Origin of the sequence: Nocardioides sp. zg-1230, from assembly GCF_013155335.1 — a bacterium.
Classification (GTDB): domain Bacteria; phylum Actinomycetota; class Actinomycetes; order Propionibacteriales; family Nocardioidaceae; genus Nocardioides.
Genome location: NZ_JABJQZ010000002.1, coordinates 261,919 through 278,098 on the forward strand (window position 1 = coordinate 261,919; position 16,180 = coordinate 278,098).

Sequence of the window (16,180 nt, forward strand, 5' to 3'; positions counted from 1 at the left end):
TGGCTTGACGGCGACCGCACGAGGCGCGAGCGTCTGGCCCGTGGGGGAGCAGAGGGTCGGCGTCGTGGGTGGCGGCATCCTCGGCGTGGCGATCGCGCGCGAGGTCGTCCGCCGGCGTCCCGGCACCGAGGTGGTGGTGCTGGAGAAGGAGGACCGGCTCGCCGCGCACCAGACCGGCCACAACTCCGGCGTCGTGCACGCTGGCATCTACTACAAGCCGGGAAGCCTCAAGGCCGAGCTCTGCGCCCGGGGGCGCAACCTGCTCCGCGACTTCTGCGCGGAGCATGCGATCGCGTACGACGCCTGCGGCAAGCTCGTCGTCGCGGTGGACGCCGACGAGATGGGCCGCTTCGACGCCCTCGAGCAGACCGCCCGCGCCAACGGCGTCCCGGGCCTGCGCCGGCTGCCGGCCGAGGAGATCGCCGACGTCGAGCCCCACGCGCGCGGCCTGGCCGCGCTCCACTCCCCGGAGACCGCGATCACCGACTACCCGGCGATCACCGAGGCACTCGCCGACGAGGTGTTCGCGGCGGGCGGCGGCGTGAGGCTGGGGGCGCGCGTCGTCGGCATCCGGCGCCAGGGCGACGCGGTGCTGGTGCAGGTCGACGGGGACCCGGCGCCGCTGCGCTTCGACCACGTGGTGGTCGCGGCGGGGCTGCAGGCCGACCGTGTCTCCGCGCTCGTCGACGGTGAGCGCAGCCCCGCGATCCTGCCGTTCCGGGGGGAGTACCTCGGCGTCGACGCTGCGAAGCAGGACCTGGTGCGCGGCATGGTCTACCCGGTCCCCGACCCGCGCTACCCCTTCCTCGGCGTGCACTTCACCAGACGGGTCGACGGCTCCCTCGAGGTCGGGCCCAACGCCGTGTTGGCGACCCGGCGCGAGGGCTACCGGCGCCGGGACGTCTCCGCGTCCGACCTGCGCGACGTGCTGGCCTGGCCCGGCTTCTGGCGGCTGGCCCGCGAGCACTGGCGCACCGGCGTCGACGAGGTCGTCGGCTCGGCGTCCAAGCGGGCCTTCATGCGCTCGGCCTCGCGCTACGTCCCCGACATCGGCGTCGCCGACGTGACCCGCGCCGGCAGCGGCGTGCGCGCCCAGGCGGTCGACCGCGACGGCAGCCTCGTCGACGACTTCCGCATCACCCGGGCGGACGGCGTCACCTGCGTGCGCAACGCCCCCTCGCCCGGTGCGACCTCCAGCCTGGCCATCGCCGAGCACGTGGTGTCTAGGGTCCTCGCATGACCACACGCTGGGGAATCGCCGCGACCGGCGGCATGGCCGCCGCCTTCGCCTCCGACCTCGTGCTGACCGACGACGCCGAGATCGCCTTCGTCGGCAGCCGCGCATCGTCCTCGGCCGCCGCCTTCGCCGAGCGCTTCGGTGCGCCCGCGTCGGGCACCTACCGCGACCTCGTCGACGCCGGCCGCCGCGGCGACGTCGACGTGGTCTACCTCGCGACCCCGCACCCGCAGCACCACGACCTGGCGCTCGCCGCGATCGAGGCCGGGACGCCGCTGCTGGTCGAGAAGGCGTTCACCGCCACCTTGGCCGGGGCGGAGGAGGTGGTCGCCGCCGCCCGTGCAGCCGGGGTGTTCTGCATGGAGGCGATGTGGACCCGCTTCCAGCCGGTCGTCGCCCACCTCCGCGACCTCGTCGCCGCCGGCGACATCGGCGAGGTGCTGCTGGTACAGGCCGATTTCGGGGCGCAGCGTGACTTCGACCCGGCCAGCCGGCTCTTCGACCTCGCGCTCGGTGGCGGCTCCATCCTCGACCTCGGCGTCTACCCGGTGTCGCTGGCCCAGCACCTCCTGGGCCGCCCCGACCGGGTGACCACGACGGGGACGACGTACCCCAACGGCGCGGACCGGTCGGCCGCGATCCAGCTGTCGTACGACGACGGGCGCGCCGCGTCGCTCACCTGCACGCTGGCCAGCCAGACGCCCGGCCGGGCGATCGTCGTGGGCACCGAGGGCTCCGTGGAGGTCGTCCCGCCGTTCTACCACCCCAGCACGCTCGTCGTACGACGCAACGGGGCGGAGCCCGCGGAGGTCGAGCGGCTGCCCACCGGGCGTGGCTACGTGCACCAGGCCGAGGAGGTGCAGCGCTGCCTGGCCGCGGGGCGCACCGAGAGCCCCGTCATGCCGCTGCAGGACACCCTCGACGTGATGTGGGTGCTCGAGGAGGCCCTCGGCCAGCTCGGCATCACCATGGCCGAGGCGACGGTCGAGCTCGGCGCGTGAGGGACCCGGGCGAGCTGCTGGCCGACCACTGGGGCCTGCGGGCGGCTCGGGTGCGACCGCTCGGCGGCGGCATGAACTCCGAGACCTGGCTCGTCGAGCACGAGGGAGCGACCTACGTCGCCAAGCACGTCCCGCCGGGAGGTGTCGACGCACTCGTGGCGGGCAGCGGGGTCGCCTCGACGCTCGCCGGGGCGGGGGTCGTGACGGGCCGCCCGGTGCCGACCCGCGACGGACACCTGGTCCTGCCCGGGGCAGCGCTCGCACTCCTCGAGCACGTGCCGGGCCGCGAGCTCGAGGGGGAGTCCGACGAGGAGCAGGCGTGGATGGCCCACGTCCTGGCGAGGGTCCACGGCGCCGGTGGGCCGGCCCCGGGCCCGGCCACCTCGACCTTCGCGACGGACTGGCTCGCCGCCGACGCACCCGGTGTCGCCGACCACCCCTGGCTGGAGGCCGCCGTCGAGGCGGTCCGCGCCGAGACCGACCCGCTCGAGCTCACCTGGTCGGTGCTGCACACCGATCCCGCACCCGAGGCGTTCGTGCACGACGACGCGACTGGCGTGACCGGCCTGATCGACTGGGCCGGTGCCCGGCGCGGGCCGGTGCTGTACGACGTCGCGTCGGCCGTGATGTACCTCGGCGGCCGTGAGCACGCGGCCGCGTTCGTGGACACCTATCGGGCGCGCGGCCCGCTCGCCGCGGAGGAGATGCGGCACCTCGACGCGTTCCGCCGGCTCCGTGAGGCCGTGCAGGGCGTCTACTTCGCCGGACGGCTCGCCGCCGACGACCTCACCGGCGGCGTCGAACGGGCCGACAACCAGCAGGGCCTCGACGACGCGCGGCGCCGTTTCACCGCGCTCGGCACGGGGCAGCCTCGCCGCTAGCGGCGGCGCCTGCTCCACTCGATCGCGGGGCACGTGTCCATCACCATCGGCACGCCGGCCGCGGTCGTGCGGTCGAAGGCCTCCTGGTCGATGACCCCGAGCTGGAACCACACCCCGCCCGCGCCGACTGCGACCGCCTGGTCGGCGAACTCGCCGGCAGCGTCGGACCGGCGGAAGACGTCGACGACGTCGATCGGCACGGGCACGTCGGCGAGGGTGGCGTAGCCCTGCTCGCCGAGCACGGCGGGCGCGCCGGGATCGGCGAAGACCGGGTGGACGGGGACGATCCGCTTGCCGCGCTCCTGCAGCAGCGACGCGATGGAGTACGCCGTACGGCCGGGGTCGCCCGAGAGGCCGACGACGGCCCAGGTCTGCGCCTCGTCGAGCATGCGGTCGATCGTCGCCGGGTCCTGCCAGTCGCGGCTCACCGGGTGGGTCTCCGAGGTGGTCATGCCTCCACCGTAGACAGCCGCCCCAGCGCTGACGCCGGGGTGGCCATCGCCACACGCTGGACACCTCCTGCGGAAAGCATGGACGTCCTAGAATCTCGGGTCATGAGCGAGTTCCCCCTCTACGCCCTCTCCGAGGAGCACCAGGCCATCCGCGAGGCCGTCCGCGCGGTCGCCGACGCGAAGATCGCGCCCCACGCCGCAGCCGTCGACGAGGAGGCCCGCTACCCGCACGAGGCCGCCGAGGCGCTGCTCGCCTCCGACTTCCACGCCCCGCACGTGCCCGAGGAGTACGGCGGCGCCGGCGCCGACGCGCTCGCCACGGTGCTGGTCATCGAGGAGGTCGCCCGCGCGTGCGTGTCGTCCTCGCTGATCCCCGCGGTCAACAAGCTCGGCTCGCTGCCGGTGCAGATCGCCGGCTCCGAGGAGCTCAAGCAGACCTACCTGACGAAGCTCGCGGCGGGCGAGGGCGGCTTCTCCTACTGCCTGTCCGAGCCCGACGCCGGCTCCGACGCGGGCGGCATGAAGACCCGCGCGGTGCGCGACGGCGACGAGTGGGTGCTCGACGGCGTCAAGCGCTGGATCACCAACGCCGGCGAGTCCGAGTTCTACACCGTCATGGCCGTCACCGACCCGGAGAAGAAGACCCGCGGCGGCATCTCCGCCTTCGTCGTCGAGAAGTCCGACGAGGGCGTCTCCTTCGGAGCGCCCGAGAAGAAGCTCGGCATCAAGGGCTCGCCGACCCGCGAGGTCTACCTCGACAAGGTCCGCATCCCCGCCGCCCGGATGATCGGCGAGGAGGGCACCGGCTTCACCACTGCCATGAAGACCCTCGACCACACCCGCGTCACCATCGCCGCGCAGGCCGTCGGCGTGGCCCAGGGGGCACTCGACTACGCCCTCGACTACGCGAAGGAGCGCCAGCAGTTCGGGAAGTCGATCGCCGACTTCCAAGGGCTGCAGTTCATGCTTGCCGACATGGGCATGAAGGTCGAGGCGGCCCGCCAGATGACCTACGCCGCCGCCGGTCGCTCCGAGCGCGGCGACGACGACCTCACGTTCTTCGGTGCGGCGGCCAAGTGCTTCGCCTCCGACGTCGCGATGGAGGTGACGGTCAACGCCGTCCAGGTCCTCGGCGGCTACGGCTTCACGCGCGACTACCCGGTCGAGCGGATGATGCGCGACGCCAAGATCACCCAGATCTACGAGGGCACCAACCAGGTCCAGCGCATCGTGATGGCACGTCAGCTCCTTGCAGGGGTTCAGTCAGAGCTCTGACCTGTGGTTTCTCCGCGGTCCAGTCTCCGAAGTTGGGGCCATTGTGCCGTCGGTGTGACGCCGTGCAGTGGTCCGGCGGCAAGAATCGGCACTCCGAGGAACCGAACTGCACCACTTGTGTGCCGGCTGTGTGACACCAGCGGAGGTCGTCAGCACAGGAGCACCTGGGCGGCGCGGCGCCCGCGGTATGGCGAGGGCGTCTGCCCGCGTCTGCACGTTCGAGGTCTCAACGTGAAGCGCAGCTAGGACAGCCAGATGACCAGCAGGGCACAGATCTCGAGCCAGACGGCGACGATGGCAAGCTCGTGCGAGCCCCATCCCCATTGCTCGAGCACGTCGTCAGGCTGGGGGTGACGGTGCGCGCTCATGTGAGGGTCGCGCCGACGCCGATGGCGATGCCAGTGAGCGCGCACGCGCCGAGGGTGCGAAGCACCGACCAGCCGCGCCAGAAGATCAGCGCGCACCCGAGGGCGGTGATGGCGAGCGACGCCCAGTCGAGCGACGCCAGGTGCGGGTACTCGAAGTCGAACGGGCCGGCGGTGACGCTTCCGGTGTCGTGGAAAAGGGTGTGAAGGGCAAAGAAGACGGCAAGGCTGGCGATGACGCCGACGACGGCGGCGGTGATGCCGGCCAGTGCGGTGGCGAGGGCGTGGTTGCCGCGGAGTCGTTCGACGTAAGGGGCGCCGAGGAGAATGAACAGGAAGCACGGCACGAACGTCACCCAGGTCACCAGGAACGCTGCGAGGACTGCGGCGACCCACGGGTCGAGGTCGCCCGGTGAGCGGTAGGCGCCGACGAACGCCACGAACTGGACCACCATGATCAACGGCCCTGGCGTCGTCTCGGCCAAGGCGAGTCCTCGGACCATCTCGCCGGGCAGCAGCCACCCGTACACGTTGACGGCCTGCTGGGCGACGTAGGCGAGGACGGCGTACGCGCCGCCGAAGGTGACGACGGCCGCGCCGGAGAAGAACAGGCCTTGGTCGACGAAGATGCTGGACCGGCCGAAGTACAGGCCGGCGAGCAGCACCGGCGCGAACCACAGCACCAGGCCGCCGACCAGGATCGCAGCGGCACGGCGCCCTGACGGCAGCTCGGTGTGCAGGGCGTCGTCGCTGATGAGCGGCGCGGGGCCGTCGTCCGTGGCTGCCTTGGCCGGCTTCGTGAGGTTGGGGATGCGGCGGCCGAGAAGCCAGCCGGCCAGCGCGCTCAGGCCCACGACGGCGGGGAACGGGACGCCGAAGAACGTCAGCCCGACGAACGAGGCGACGGCGAGGGCAATGAGTGCCGGGTGGCCGAGGCCCTTCTTCCCGACGCGGATGACGGCTTGGATGACGATGGCGATGACAGCCGGGGCGAGGCCGAGGAACAGCGCTTCGACGAGGGTGGTGTCGCCGTAGGCGGCGTAGATGCCGGAGAGCACGAGCAGGGCGGCGACGCCGGGGAGGATGAACAGGATCCCAGCAACCAGGGCGCCCTTCACTCCGTTCAGGAGCCAGCCGACGTAGGTGGCGAGCTGCTGTGCCTCCGGGCCGGGCAGCAGGGTGCAGTAGGAGAGCGCGAAGAGGAACCGATGCTGCCCGATCCAGCGCTTCTCCTCGACTAGCATGCGCTGCATGACCGCGATCTGACCGGCGGGGCCGCCGAAGGTCTGCAGCGAGATGGCGAACCACGCCTTGGTCGCCTCGCGCAGCGGGATGACGTCGTGGGAGTGCCGTCGCGGCTCCTCCGCGCCGCCGGCTGTGGCGACCGGATGAGCGGTCTCCGGGCGGGTGGTCGCCGGGCGGGTGTTCTCGTGCTGGGTGCTCACGTCGGGGTCTCCGTTCCGAGGAGGAGGCTGCGTCGGTAGTAGTCGTAGAGGCCGTCGAAGAGCGGTCCGGTCAGCGCCATGACGGTCTCGTCGTCCTGGGTCATCGACAGCCCGCGCAGGACGGCGTCGAGGCCGGGTGCCTCGGGGGCGTCGTAGCGGTCGTCCTCGAGGTCGGCTTCATGGACGATGGCGGCGATCCGCCACAAGACCGGGTCGTCGAGGTCGTGGCGGCGCAGGATGGTCTCGAAGGTGCAGTCGGCGCCATGGTGTCCGTACTCCACGCCACGCATGTCGAACGGGGTCGCGTCGGCAGGCACGTCGTCGGGGTCGTCGACGAAGACGAATTCGGCGTCGGGGTCGACGAACCGGCGCAGCAGCCACGCCGAGGACGCGCGGTCGATGTGGATGCCCGCACGGGTCGCCCACCTCATGCCCGGCTCCTCGTCCTGTCGGCAGCCGCCCGCCGCGGGGCCACGGCTTCGGGCTGGGTGAGCTTCGCGGCAAGGTCGGCGACGGCCGCGGCAGCCGCGTCCCGCTCCGGTGGCGGGAAGAAGTCGCGCCGCTGGATGGCACGCAGTTCCTTGCGTAGGCGCCGCACCGTGCGGGCGCCCTCCGCCGGCGTCGAGTCGGCTGCCGCGGCGGTGGCGACTGCGGCCGCCAGCTCGCGGTACTCCTGAGCACGCGCTTCCGCCATGCCGGCCGCGAGTGCGCGCTCGTCCCGCCCGGCCAGCGGTTGAGCACGCAGCAGCAGCGCGGTGCCGCCGGCTTGCACGACCTGGTCGGCCACCCACTCGAGCTGCTCCCGGGTCCGGGCGTCCTCCGGCAACGCCACCGTGCCGTCACTCAACTGTGCCACCCCCAGCGCACGGAGCTTGCGCCAGATCGAGATGCGGGGCGTGGATGGTTCGCGCGGCACCCGGTGGATGAGTACGACCCAGGACACGCGCTCCGCGCGGGACCGGGATGTAGGTGATGTAACCACGGTTACAGGCAACTCGCGGTCGACGCGAAAGTCAAGCGAATCGCTCGACTTCGCGGCAGCCACTCCTCACATGCAGCAGGAGCCCCCGCGGGTTGGGCGGGGGCTCCTGTGCGTCGTGCGGGTGCTGGTGTCAGCTGATGAGGGCGTCGATGTCGGCGAACCCGGACGCGTCGCCCTTCAGCACCTCGCTGTGGCGGCCGTCGATGGAGACGGGTACGTCGCCCGCGACGGTGATGCGGCGGACCTCGCGGCGCTGCTCACCGAAGTCGGCGACGGCGTAGTGCTGGGTGGCGCGGTTGTCCCAGATCGCGACGTCGCCCTGCTGCCAGGTCCAGCGGATGGTGTTCTCCAGGCGGGTCACCCGCGCCTGCAGCAGGTTGAACAGGGTGCTGGACTCCAGGCTGTTGAAGCCAACGAACTGCTTGACGAAGTGGCCGAGGAGCAGGGAGCGCTCGCCGGTCTCGGGGTGCACGCGCACCACCGGGTGGGCGGTCTCGTAGACGGTGGACGCGAAATCCTTGCGCTTGAAGACCGTGTAGTCGTCGGGGTCCTCGTCGTTCTCGTTGTGCTCGGCGTAGTCGTACTCGTTGGTGTGGACGGCCCAGAGGGTATCGACGAGCGCCTTGAGCGCGTTGGGGAGGCGGTCGTAGGCCTCGACCGTGTTGGCCCAGACGGTGTTGCCGCCGTAGGGCGGGATGGTGACGCCGCGCAGCACGCTGAAGGCCGGCACGCGGTCGACGAAGGTGACGTCGGTGTGCCAGCTGTTGGCGGCCATTCCCTTGTTGGCCGAGAGGCTGAGGATGCGCTCGCTACCGGTGTTGACGGTCGGGTGGGCGGTGGTGAGGGTGCCGAGTCGCTCGGCGAAGGCGATGTGGGTGTCGTCGTCGAGGTGGTCCTGGCCGCGGAAGAAGACGACCTTGTGCTTCAGCAGCGCCTCGCGGATGCGCTGCACCGCTGCGTCGTCGAGGTCGCCGGAGAGCCGGACACCGTCGATCCGAGCGCCGATGCGGCCGCCGAGCTGCTGCACCTGGAGGTCGCTGGAGAGGTCCTGCTCGAGCTGGAGCGTCATGGGAGTCCTTTCGTTCGTGGGAGCCGCCACGATCCCCCGGCGCCGAGGGCGCGCCAACGGTTCGGATCGCGTTGACCAGAACTCGCTTGGGAAGTGAGCCGTTGCAAGGAACCGAGTCCTGACATGGTTAGAGTTTGTGTAGTAATCCAATCGACTTTGACCAAACAGTCCGATCCGAGGAGCCTGATGTCCCACGGCAACCCGATGATCACGCTGACCCGTGGTCGCTTCGGCACCCCGGCCAGCCGGGTGATGGAGGAGGTCCGCGATGCCGGCCCGGTGGCCCGCGACGCGATCGCTGGCGCGACCGGCCTCAGCGTCCCGACGATCAACCGCACCGTCACCGCCCTGGTGCGGTCGGGCCTGCTGCGCGAGCGGCCCGACGCGGCGCCCGTGGGCGTCAACGGTCGCCCGGGCGTCCCCGTCGAGGTGGACCCCACGCGCTTCGCCACGCTGGGCTTCCACCTGGGGCGCGGCGTCGCCAGCGTCGCGGTCGGCGATCTGCGGGGCCGGGTGATCTGCCACCGCACGATCGCGCAGCCCGTCGACCAGGACCCCGACCTCCACGAGCTCGGGCGCCTCGCCGCCCAGCTGCTCGGCACCCAGCCGGGTCGCGCGCCGCTGGTCGCCGGCCTGGTGGCGCCGTGGGCTGACCTCGGGCTCGACCGCGACGCCACGCGCGACCGCCTCCACGAGGTCGTCGGCCTCGATGTGGTCGCTGCCGATCACGTCGCCGCAATGGCCGCCACCGAGTTCCTGCACCGTCGCCACGGCACCGGGGGAGTGACCCTCTACATCTACGCGCGCAACACCGTCGGACTCGCGATCGCGGTGGACCGCGGCTCCCACACCGAGGTGTCCCGCACTGGCAGCCTGACCCACTTCCCGACCGGCTCGGACGAGCCGTGCACCTGCGGACGGACGGGCTGCCTCGCAGCGACGTACTCCGACCTCGGCGTCGCCCGTCGCGCCGTCGCGACCGGGGTGGTCGGACCGGGTGCGGACATCGACGAGGTGGTGGCCGCCGCGCGGGAGGGCTCCGACGCCGCGCACGACCTTCTCCTCGACCGCGCCCGCATCCTCGGCCGGGTGGCCGCGATCGTCCGCGACATGTCTGCCCCCCATCGCGTCGTCCTCGTCGGCCAGGCGTTCACGGCGTACGAGCCGGCTCTCAAGGTCGCCGTCGAGGGGTTCGAGGCGCAGACCGCGCTCGGAAGCGTCGACGTCTCCTTCACACGCTTCGGCGCCGGGATCCAGGCCACCACCGCCTGCACGGTCGCCATCGGGCCGGTCTACGACGACCCGCTCGGCCTCGTCCCGTCAGCACCAGCACACCCACCCCGGACGTCCCCGGAGTCGTCCGCAACGAAAGGCAAGATCGCATGACCACGCGACCCCAACACTCGCTCACGAAGGTGGCCGGCCTGCTGGCCGTCACGGCGCTCGTCGCCTCCGCGATCGCAGGCTGCTCTTCGGCCGTCGCCGAGCAGCGCGGCGGCGGATCGGAGGGCGGCGAGCAGGTGCTGCGCATCGGCGCGACCAACGACATCGTGCCCGCCACCGTCTTCACCAATTCCAGCGACACGGTCAACACCCTGATCGGCTCGGTCTACGACAGCCTCGTCGACTACCCGCTCGACAGCGTCGACCCGCAGCCCTCGCTCGCCACCGACTGGACGCTCTCCGAGGACGGGAAGTCCCTCACGCTCAACCTGCGTGACGACGTGACGTTCCACTCCGGTCGCGACTTCACCAGCAAGGACGTCGAGTTCAGCATCAAGACGTGGGCCGACCCGACGTGGACCGTGCAGCTCCAGCGCACCGCCGCCGCGGTGACCGGTTTCGACACCAGCGACCCGCACGCGATCACCCTCCAGTTCGCCCATCCGCTGAGCAACATCTTCGACCTGCTCGACATGGTCCCGATCATCGACAGCGAGAGCTTCGACCAGCTCAAGACCGGTGAGGCCTACGTCGGCACCGGGCCGTTCACGTTCGAGTCCTGGACGCCCAACGCCAAGGTCGAGCTCGCCGCCAATGAGGACTACTGGGACGGCGCGCCCGAGGTCGACAAGGTCGAGATCGACATCATCAGCGACCCGCAGGGTCAGGTCTCCGCGCTCCGCTCCGGCCAGGTCGACCTGATCACCGGTGCGTCCAACCGCGACCTCGCCACGCTCGCCGAGGACAGCAAGTTCGACGTAGAGCAGGCGACCGGAGCGGACGGGCAGATCTACGTCGGCGCCAATGTGGCCAACCCGCTGCTCAAGGATGTCCGCCTGCGCCAGGCCGTGGCGTACGCCCTCGACCGCGACCGCATCGTCGACGAGGTCTTCCAGGGCCAGGCGGCCGTGGCCAACTCCCTCCCGTGGGCCGAGACGTCCCTGGCCTACGACGAGGAGCAGGCCAAGCACTACTTCCTCGACGTGGACAAGGCCAAGAAGCTCGTCGAGGAGGTCGGCGGCACCAAGACCCTGCCCCTGACCTACCCCGCCGGCAACGCGAACTACGAGGCGGTCGCGCAGATCGTGCAGGCCAACCTCGAGGAGGTCGGCATCCCGACCGAGCTGGTGCCCGTGGAGTACACGCAGTTCATCAAGCAGCTCATCGGGGGTGAGTTCGAGGGCCTCTGGATCCTCCAGCACAACTACGCGCAGTTCACGCCCTCGACGCTGGCCGTCAGTGCCTACCCGTTCAACGCCGACAAGAACGCCTCGCACTTCGTCGACGACGACTACAAGGCGCACTCCGAGGCGGCGTGGGAGCGGCCGGACGGCACCGACGCGGAGGCCCTGGAGATCTACCGCCAGCTCAACCAGGACCTCCTCGACAACGCGTTCCTGCTCGAGATCGCCACGCTCACGCCGCAGGTCGCCACCACCTCGGGCGTGAGCGGCTACACCTGGTCCAAGCGCAACGAGCTGCAGCTCGACGACGTGACCATCGGGGGCTGAGGGCATGGGCCGGTACGTCCTGCGGAAGGTGCCCTCGACACTCCTGGTGCTCGTGCTGGCCTCCTTCCTCGTCTTCTCGCTGATCCGGCTGGTCCCCGGCGACCCCGTCGCCGCACTCGCCGGACCGGACGCCACCCCCGAGGCCCGCGCGGCGATCCGCGCGGACCTCGGGCTGGACCGTCCGCTGCTCTCGCAGTACGTCGTGTGGCTGGGCCACGTGCTCACCCTCGACCTCGGCCGGTCCTACCGCCTCGGCGGGCAGGTCGGCGACCTGCTCGCCGACGGTGCGGCCAACACACTCGTACTGACCTTCACCGCCCTCGCGCTGGCCGCGCTGCTCGCGCTGGCGACCAGCACGCTGACCGTGGTGCTCGACAGGCCGTGGCTCAACGCGGTGATGTCGGCGGTGAACACCGTGGCGGTGGCCGTGCCGACCTTCGTCACCGGCCTCGTGCTGGTGCTGGTGTTCGCGGTGCTGCTGCCGCTTCTGCCCGCCGGGGGCACGCCCCCCGACGGCTACCTCGCCCGCCCCGACATCACGCTGCAGTATCTCCTGCTCCCGGCGGTCTGCCTGGCACTGCCGGCCGCCGCGGCCCTGACCCGCTTCCTCACCGAGTCGCTGCGCACGCAGATGCGCCAGCCCTACGTGATGACCGCGCGGGCACTTGGCATCCCGCGGCGGCGCATCGTGCTGACGCAGGCGCTGCGCAACGCGCTGCCGTCCTCGCTGACGGTGCTCGGCATCCAGTTCGGCACGCTGCTCGGGGGCGCCGTGCTCGTCGAGGCGATCTTCGCGTGGCCGGGTCTGGGCCGGCTCGTCGAGCAGGGCATCTCGGCCCGCGACTACCCGGTCGTGCAGGTGCTGCTGCTCCTGTCGGTGGCGGTCTTCGTGCTGACCCAGCTGCTCACCGACGTGCTGCAGGCAGCGCTCGACCCCCGCATCCGCATCGAGGGAGGCACCCGTTGAGCCACACCACCGACCCGCTGGTGGACCCCGCCGTCGACCAGCTCATCGACCCGACCATCCACGACCCCGCCCTCGACGAGGACGGCCGTGAGGCCGGCCCGCGCCACCCGCTGCGCCACGGGCGCGGTCTGGTGGGCGTGGTCCTCGTTGGGGTCGTCGTCCTGCTCGGCCTCGCCGCGCCTCTGCTGGCGCCGTACTCACCGACCGAGCAGGTGCCGGGCGCCAACCTGGTCGGTCCCTCGGGCCAGCACTGGCTCGGCACCGACGAGGTCAACCGCGACGTCTTCTCCCGCACCCTGTCCGGCATCCGTGTTGACCTGTTCGTCGTCTTCCTCGCCGTGCCCGTCGGGGCGGTGCTCGGCTCCCTCATCGGCTTGCTGAGCAGCTGGTGGCGCATCGCCGACGTGGTGACGCAGCGGGTCTTCGACGTGGTGCTCGCCTTCCCTTCGCTGATCCTCGCCATCGCGCTCAGCGCGGTGATGGGCCCTGGCCTGTGGACCGTGGCGCTCGTCATCGTCCTCGCGGAGGTCCCGGTCTTCGGTCGCATGGTCCGCACGTCGGTGCGGCTGGTGCGCGAGATGCCCTACGTCGAGGCCGCGCAGGTCGTCGGCGCCGGGCCGCTGTGGGTGCTGCGCCGCCACGTCCTGCCCAACTCGCTCGAGGCGCTGACCGTGCAGCTGGCCGTGTCGATGTCGGTGGCGGTCTTCATCGAGGGGGCGATGAGCTTCCTCGGCCTCGGCGTGCGCCCGCCGACGCCCTCGCTCGGGTCCCTGATCCGCGACGGGGTCCGCAACATGTACGACGCGCCCTGGTTCGCCGTCGGCCCGTTGGCCGTCGTGGTGGCGCTCGTGCTCGGGCTGCTCCTCATCTCGCAGGCGCTCGCGGAGGCCCGCCGTGCCTGAGCCCCGTCCCCACTCCACCGACCACACGCCAGGAGGCGCCGTGACCCCCGTGCCCACCGACCACGCGCCGCTCCTGGCCGTGGACCACCTTGCGATCTCCTTCGCGCACCCGCGCCCGGCCGTCGAGGACATCAGCCTCACGGTCGAGCCGGGCGAGGTCGTCGCCCTCGTCGGCGAGTCCGGCTCCGGCAAGTCGATGACCGCGCGGGCCGTACTCGGCCTGCTGCCGGAGGGGGCCACGGCCACCGGCTCGATCCGTTTCCGTGGCCAGGAGCTGCTCGGCGCGCCCGAGGACCGCCTCGACCAGGTGCGCGGCCGCCACGTCGCGATGGTCTTCCAGGAGCCGCAGACCGCGCTCAACCCGGTGCGCACGATCGGTTGGCAGCTGCGCGAGGCGCTCCGGGCGCACGGCACCCGCGACCGCGACACCGTGCGGGCCCGGTCGATAGACCTGCTCCGCCAGGTGGAGATCCCCGACCCCCTCGGCCGGCTCACGCAGTACCCGCACCAGCTCTCGGGCGGCCAGAGGCAGCGGGTCGTCCTCGCACTCGCGCTGGCCAACGAGCCTGAGCTGCTGCTCGCCGACGAGCCGACCACCGCCCTCGACGTGACCGTGCAGGCCGAGATCCTCGCCCTGCTCGGGCGGATCCGGGAGAGCACCGGCACCAGCGTCCTGCTGATCACCCACAACATGGGCGTCGTCGCGCAGGTCGCCGACCGGGTGCTAGTCCTCAAGTCCGGCAACGTCGTGGAGGAAGGGTCGACGGAGGACCTGTTCGCGCGGCCGCGCCACGCCTACACCCGCACACTGCTCGACTCGGTGCTGAGCCTCCCCGAGCCCGGCACGGAGGTACGACGCTCGCTGCGCGAGGTCGCGCCAGAGGAGATCCCGGTCGTGCGCTTCGACGGCGTCCACGTGGCGTACGGCTCGAGCAAGCGCGGGCGCGCCTTCCCCGCGGTCACCAACGTGACCTTCGACGTACGGCGCGGGGAGGTGATGGGCCTGGTCGGCGAGTCCGGCTCCGGCAAGACCACCCTCGGCCGGCTGGCCGCCGGGCTGGTGCCGCTGGCCGGCGGAGAGGTGCTGGTCGAGGGGGAGAACCTCTTCACGGCGTCTGCCCGCCGGCGCCGCGAGCTGCGGCGCGACATTGCCTTCATCCACCAGGACCCGCAGGCCTCGCTCGACCCGCGGATGCCGATCTGCCGCTCGATCCGCGAGCCCCTCGACGTCCACGAGGTGGGCACCACCGCCGAGCGCGACGCGCGGGTGCGCGAGCTGCTCGAGGCCGTAGCGCTGCCGGCGTCGTACGCCACCCGGCTGCCGCACCGGCTCTCGGGCGGCCAGCGGCAGCGCGTGGCCGTGGCGCGGGCGCTGGCGCTCGAGCCGACGCTCGTCGTGGCCGACGAGCCCACCAGTGCGCTCGACGTGTCGGTGCAGGCGCAGGTGCTCCAGCTCTTCGCGCGGCTCCAGGCCGAGCTCGGCTTCGCGTGCCTGCTGATCACCCACGACCTCGCCGTGGTGCACGAGGTCGCCCACCGCGTCGCGGTGCTGCGCGAGGGCCGGCTGGTGGAGACGGGGCCCGTGCACGAGGTCTTCGCCGCGCCCAGCGCCGACTACACCCGGGACCTGCTCGCCGCTGTGCCGGTGCCCGACCCGGCCAGCCGGGCGGGACAGGCGCGCGAGGAGCTGGTGTCGTGAGCTGCTGCTCCGGTGGCGGCGCGGGGACGACGCTGGCCGTCGCCCCCGCCGAGGTCCGACCCGGTGCTGGTGCCGGCCTTGCCGGGCCGCAGGTGCGGATCCCCGCCGGTGTCTTCGCGATGGGCGACGCCTTCGGGGAGGGCGACCCCGCCGACGGCGAGACGCCGCTCCACCCGGTGCGGCTGCCGGCCTTCCTCGTCGACGAGACGACGGTGACCAACGATGCGTTCGCGGCGTTCGTCGATGCCACCGGCCACGTCACCGACGCCGAGCACGCCGGCGTCTCGGCGGTCTTCCACGGCCTGCTCACCGCCCGCGAGTCCGACGTCGTACGCCGCCTCGACACCACGCCGTGGTGGCTGGCCGTACAGGGCGCGAGCTGGCGGCACCCCGGGGGAGCCCGCTCCGACGTGTCGGAGATCGGCGACCACCCGGTCGTCCACGTCTCCTGGCGCGACGCGCAGGCCTACGCCACGTGGGTCGGCCGCCGCCTGCCGACCGAGGCCGAGTGGGAGCGCGCCGCCCGCGGCGGCCCCGACGCCCGCCGCTTCCCGTGGGGTGACGACCGCGGGGACGGGACGCGGGAGTGGCGGCTCAACATCTGGCAGGGTGACTTCCCCGAGCGGGACACCGCCGAGGACGGCTGGGCCGGCACCGCGCCGGCCCGCTCCTTCGCCCCCAACGGATTCGGCCTGTTCAGCACCGTCGGCAACGTCTGGGAGTGGTGCCAGGACTGGTTCTCGGTCCACACCTACGCCAAGTCGCCGCTCGACGCCCCGACCGGACCGGCGTACGGCACTCAACGCGTCATCCGCGGCGGGTCGTTCCTCTGCCACGACTCCTACTGCCGCCGCTACCGCGTCGCCGCCCGCTCCAGCACCACCCCGGAGTCCTCGTCCTCCAACGTCGGCTTCCGCTGCGTGGCCGACCTGCCTGACCTGCACCACTGAC

At 72.0% G+C, this 16,180-nt stretch carries 15 protein-coding genes; 10 read left to right on the forward strand and 5 right to left on the reverse strand.

What is annotated here, in order from left to right:
- The first annotated feature begins 40 nt into the window (after positions 1 to 40).
- Genes lhgO through HOO61_RS09265 form a run of 3 tightly spaced genes read left to right on the forward strand, consistent with a single transcriptional unit; the run spans position 41 to position 3,119 of the window.
- Positions 41 to 1,240 (forward strand): L-2-hydroxyglutarate oxidase, encoded by a 1,200-nt coding sequence (lhgO, locus tag HOO61_RS09255; RefSeq protein WP_172258434.1) that lies wholly within the window; start codon positions 41 to 43, stop codon positions 1,238 to 1,240.
- Positions 1,237 to 2,238 carry a Gfo/Idh/MocA family protein gene (locus HOO61_RS09260; protein WP_172258435.1) on the forward strand — a complete coding sequence of 334 codons (1,002 nt, stop codon included), beginning with the start codon at positions 1,237 to 1,239 and terminating at the stop codon, positions 2,236 to 2,238. Before lhgO ends, HOO61_RS09260 begins: the two co-directional genes overlap by 4 nt.
- On the forward strand, positions 2,235 to 3,119 hold the full coding sequence (locus tag HOO61_RS09265; protein ID WP_172258436.1) for a phosphotransferase: 885 nt from the start codon (positions 2,235 to 2,237) through the stop codon (positions 3,117 to 3,119). Before HOO61_RS09260 ends, HOO61_RS09265 begins: the two co-directional genes overlap by 4 nt.
- Here the strand turns inward: HOO61_RS09265 and HOO61_RS09270 are convergent.
- On the reverse strand, positions 3,116 to 3,571 hold the full coding sequence (locus HOO61_RS09270; protein WP_172258437.1) for a CoA-binding protein: 456 nt from the start codon (positions 3,569 to 3,571) through the stop codon (positions 3,116 to 3,118). The two genes, HOO61_RS09265 and HOO61_RS09270, sit on opposite strands and share 4 nt — an antisense overlap.
- 102 nt (positions 3,572 to 3,673) lie before the next feature.
- Between HOO61_RS09270 and HOO61_RS09275 the strand changes: the two genes are divergently transcribed.
- A complete protein-coding gene (locus HOO61_RS09275; protein WP_172258438.1) occupies positions 3,674 to 4,846 on the forward strand; it encodes an acyl-CoA dehydrogenase family protein in 1,173 nt (390 codons plus the stop codon).
- Between the two features lie 364 nt (positions 4,847 to 5,210).
- Here the strand turns inward: HOO61_RS09275 and chrA are convergent, their stop codons facing one another.
- The 4 genes from chrA to HOO61_RS09295 form a co-directional block, all read right to left on the reverse strand.
- A complete protein-coding gene (gene chrA / locus HOO61_RS09280) occupies positions 5,211 to 6,656 on the reverse strand; it encodes a chromate efflux transporter (RefSeq protein WP_367650098.1) in 1,446 nt (481 codons plus the stop codon).
- Entirely contained in the window at positions 6,653 to 7,087 is a 435-nt protein-coding gene (locus HOO61_RS09285) for a chromate resistance protein ChrB domain-containing protein (protein WP_172258439.1), read from the reverse strand. Before HOO61_RS09285 ends, chrA begins: the two co-directional genes overlap by 4 nt.
- Complete coding sequence (locus HOO61_RS09290) at positions 7,084 to 7,599, reverse strand: Chromate resistance protein ChrB (protein ID WP_253942238.1); 516 nt, start codon at positions 7,597 to 7,599, stop codon at positions 7,084 to 7,086. Before HOO61_RS09290 ends, HOO61_RS09285 begins: the two co-directional genes overlap by 4 nt.
- A gap of 169 nt (positions 7,600 to 7,768) precedes the next feature.
- Positions 7,769 to 8,707 (reverse strand): TauD/TfdA family dioxygenase, encoded by a 939-nt coding sequence (locus tag HOO61_RS09295; RefSeq protein WP_172258440.1) that lies wholly within the window; start codon positions 8,705 to 8,707, stop codon positions 7,769 to 7,771.
- A 186-nt stretch (positions 8,708 to 8,893) separates the two neighbouring features.
- Here HOO61_RS09295 and HOO61_RS09300 point away from each other — a divergent pair, with 186 nt between their 5' ends.
- The 6 genes from HOO61_RS09300 to HOO61_RS09325 are packed head-to-tail and all read left to right on the forward strand — an operon-like array spanning position 8,894 to position 16,179.
- Positions 8,894 to 10,093, forward strand: coding sequence for an ROK family transcriptional regulator (locus HOO61_RS09300; protein WP_172258441.1), 1,200 nt, complete (start codon positions 8,894 to 8,896; stop codon positions 10,091 to 10,093).
- On the forward strand, positions 10,090 to 11,661 hold the full coding sequence (locus HOO61_RS09305; protein ID WP_172258442.1) for an ABC transporter substrate-binding protein: 1,572 nt from the start codon (positions 10,090 to 10,092) through the stop codon (positions 11,659 to 11,661). Before HOO61_RS09300 ends, HOO61_RS09305 begins: the two co-directional genes overlap by 4 nt.
- Positions 11,662 to 11,665: 4 nt before the next feature.
- Positions 11,666 to 12,628, forward strand: a complete 963-nt coding sequence (locus HOO61_RS09310; protein ID WP_172258443.1) for an ABC transporter permease — start codon at positions 11,666 to 11,668, stop codon at positions 12,626 to 12,628.
- Complete coding sequence (locus HOO61_RS09315; RefSeq protein WP_216658763.1) at positions 12,625 to 13,530, forward strand: ABC transporter permease; 906 nt, start codon at positions 12,625 to 12,627, stop codon at positions 13,528 to 13,530. Before HOO61_RS09310 ends, HOO61_RS09315 begins: the two co-directional genes overlap by 4 nt.
- Before the next feature lie 40 nt (positions 13,531 to 13,570).
- Positions 13,571 to 15,229, forward strand: a complete 1,659-nt coding sequence (locus HOO61_RS09320) for a dipeptide ABC transporter ATP-binding protein (protein WP_367650099.1) — start codon at positions 13,571 to 13,573, stop codon at positions 15,227 to 15,229.
- The gene (locus tag HOO61_RS09325; protein ID WP_172258444.1) at positions 15,226 to 16,179 is read left to right on the forward strand and encodes a formylglycine-generating enzyme family protein; all 954 of its coding nucleotides are present in this window, start codon (positions 15,226 to 15,228) and stop codon (positions 16,177 to 16,179) included. Before HOO61_RS09320 ends, HOO61_RS09325 begins: the two co-directional genes overlap by 4 nt.
- The last annotated feature ends 1 nt before the right edge of the window (position 16,180 follow it).

Excerpts from the sequence above, each read along its gene's own strand:
- HOO61_RS09260 (WP_172258435.1), top strand. The coding sequence starts at position 1,237 with ATGACCACACGCTGGGGAATCGCCGCGACCGGCGGCATGGCCGCCGCC.
- HOO61_RS09270 (WP_172258437.1), bottom strand. The coding sequence starts at position 3,571 with ATGACCACCTCGGAGACCCACCCGGTGAGCCGCGACTGGCAGGACCCG.
- HOO61_RS09275 (WP_172258438.1), top strand. The coding sequence starts at position 3,674 with ATGAGCGAGTTCCCCCTCTACGCCCTCTCCGAGGAGCACCAGGCCATC.
- HOO61_RS09285 (WP_172258439.1), bottom strand. The coding sequence starts at position 7,087 with ATGAGGTGGGCGACCCGTGCGGGCATCCACATCGACCGCGCGTCCTCG.
- HOO61_RS09295 (WP_172258440.1), bottom strand. The coding sequence starts at position 8,707 with ATGACGCTCCAGCTCGAGCAGGACCTCTCCAGCGACCTCCAGGTGCAG.
- HOO61_RS09300 (WP_172258441.1), top strand. The coding sequence starts at position 8,894 with ATGTCCCACGGCAACCCGATGATCACGCTGACCCGTGGTCGCTTCGGC.
- HOO61_RS09305 (WP_172258442.1), top strand. The coding sequence starts at position 10,090 with ATGACCACGCGACCCCAACACTCGCTCACGAAGGTGGCCGGCCTGCTG.
- HOO61_RS09310 (WP_172258443.1), top strand. The coding sequence starts at position 11,666 with ATGGGCCGGTACGTCCTGCGGAAGGTGCCCTCGACACTCCTGGTGCTC.